The organism is Thalassotalea sp. G20_0 (assembly GCF_017744175.1).
In the GTDB taxonomy this organism is placed as follows: Bacteria; Pseudomonadota; Gammaproteobacteria; order Pseudomonadales; family Endozoicomonadaceae; genus Endozoicomonas.
In genome coordinates, this window is the sequence record NZ_JAGHQV010000432.1 from 1 (window position 1) to 615 (window position 615).

General features: G+C 59.5%; 1 protein-coding gene. It reads left to right on the plus strand.

The genetic code is table 11. The features are described from left to right. Positions 1–615: hypothetical protein (locus J7438_RS26895; protein ID WP_209279081.1), on the plus strand; the 615-nt coding region annotated here is incomplete at both ends.

Here is a 615-nt window from a genome sequence, read left to right on the forward strand (position 1 = left end):
TATGGTTCGGCCCGGGCATCCTTCTTCGGGCTGTCGGACCGGCAGCAGCAACAGGCCATCCAGTCACTGACAAGGATGCCCGACTGTTTTGGACTGGAACCTCAGTGGGACGATCCGGCTCCCAGGGACAGCCAGAGTGCCTGGCAACGCTTCACTGCCCTGTACGACAGCAAGATGGGGGTTCAGGAAGAGGCGATGAACCGCCTGAAGCTGATGTCGATGGTCAGTGCCGGCAAGGTAACCGGGCAATACGACGAGGCGCAACAACTGGTGGAACACATTATTGACCTGCTGCCAACCCGGGACAATGCCAGCCAGCGATCCTGCCGGGAAACGGCAGAGTGCGCCCGGCCGCCAGTGTTCCAGCAGCACCAGTACGACCGGGACACAATAAACGACATGCTCAATGCTTATAAAACCATCAAGGCAGAAGTCGCCGGGCAGTTGCCGCAGTATTTTATCGACCACAAGCTGGACAGTGACCTGCAAGAAGAGATCATTACCCAGGTGGCGCTGGGCAGTTTGGGGGCCGTGCATGGCAAGCCTGCCGGGCAACGGCAGGCGGAAATAGCAGCGCGGCTGCAAATCGAAGCGGAGGAGTTTGCCCAGACTCCG